The organism is Paenibacillus enshidis, from assembly GCF_042136365.1.
In the GTDB taxonomy this organism is placed as follows: Bacteria; Bacillota; Bacilli; order Paenibacillales; family Paenibacillaceae; genus Paenibacillus; species Paenibacillus enshidis.
This window is the reverse complement of record NZ_JBHHMI010000068.1, coordinates 1-1,183: the sequence shown is the minus strand read 5'-3', so window position 1 is coordinate 1,183 and position 1,183 is coordinate 1. Positions and strand designations below refer to the sequence as shown.

Annotated in this window: 1 protein-coding gene and 1 pseudogene; one reads left to right on the top strand and one right to left on the bottom strand. The window is 51.3% G+C overall.

All coding sequences use genetic code 11. From position 1 onward, the window contains the following. Nucleotides 1-419: pseudogene (locus tag ACE41H_RS25095) on the bottom strand (Rpn family recombination-promoting nuclease/putative transposase); the annotation flags it as partial. A gap of 195 nt (nucleotides 420-614) precedes the next feature. Between ACE41H_RS25095 and ACE41H_RS25090 the strand changes: the two are divergent. After that, nucleotides 615-1,183: recombinase family protein (locus tag ACE41H_RS25090; protein WP_375358303.1), on the top strand; the 569-nt coding region annotated here is incomplete at its 3' end.

The following is a 1,183-nucleotide window of genomic DNA, read 5'->3' as shown; positions in this document are numbered from 1 at the left end:
CTGGCTTTGGCAATGATGGACACTTCTATGCCCAGAGCCAGCATATTTCTGGCAATTTCCATGGCTTTCTTTTGTTCCCCTTGGGCCTCACCTTCAGCCCGGCCTTCAGCTCGGCCCTCAGCCCGGCCCGCAGCTCTCCCCTCAGTCATACCTTTTCTCGTCGCCCATTCGATCATGGAGGCTTCATCATGCAAGTACTTCTGCCGTTCCTCGTAACGTCGGCGTGCCTCTCGGTCCTGGCTGAGAAACTCAAGCGTATCCATGGCTTTTTTCAAGGTGGGTTCATTCATCGTAAGCACCTCCCAATTCGATTTGTCGGCTCCTTTCAGGAACAGCAGCCAATTGACCAGCCCCCCCTCCGTGGGAACAGACTGATCATCCAGCTTGGACAACTCAACGACATGCACTTCAAGATCATCAATGCTTTTTCACTCGCAGAAAATCCATTCTTTGGCGAGATCATGGGGTTATTATATCATAAATGAAGATATCCCCCTTACATCTAACCCAATATTGGTTTACGTTTACCTAAACGTAGGAGGTAAAACATAGAATGTAAGCGTGGGGCGGGACAAATTCGAGAATCAGGCTCTATAGGATGGAGGATGAGCAGCATGAATGGAATTACCGGAATATTCGGCGCACTCTACCTGCGCATATCACGGTCCAAGGGAGAGAATGAAGACACGCTTCGCAATCACCGTGAGCTGATGGCGGAATTTTGCCGCGAGCATGATTACACCTTTGAGGTGTACGAAGAAATCGTGAGCGGGGGGAAGCATCAGTTGGAGGCCCGCCCTCAGTTGCAGAAGCTGCTTAAGAACCTTGGGCGCTACCAGGCCATTTTTGCCGTATCACTGGACCGCCTGTCCCGCAATGGGCTTATCTCCCAGATCATTAAAAAAGAATGTATTGAGCATGATGTGAAAATCATTACGCCGACGCAAGTCTTTGACCTGGCCGGTTCAGAGGCCTCCCGTTATTTGTATGATATCAGCTCGTTATACGCCTCCATGGAATATGAGATGATTGGCCGCCGGACGAAAGTCAATAAAATGCAGCGGGCCCGGCGGGGCGAGCATGTCAGCGGTAGGGCGGCTTACGGCTACTGGCGCAACCCGGACACCCGGAAGCTGGAAATCTACGAGCCAGAGGCCGGGATGGTTCGTTATATATTCAAGCT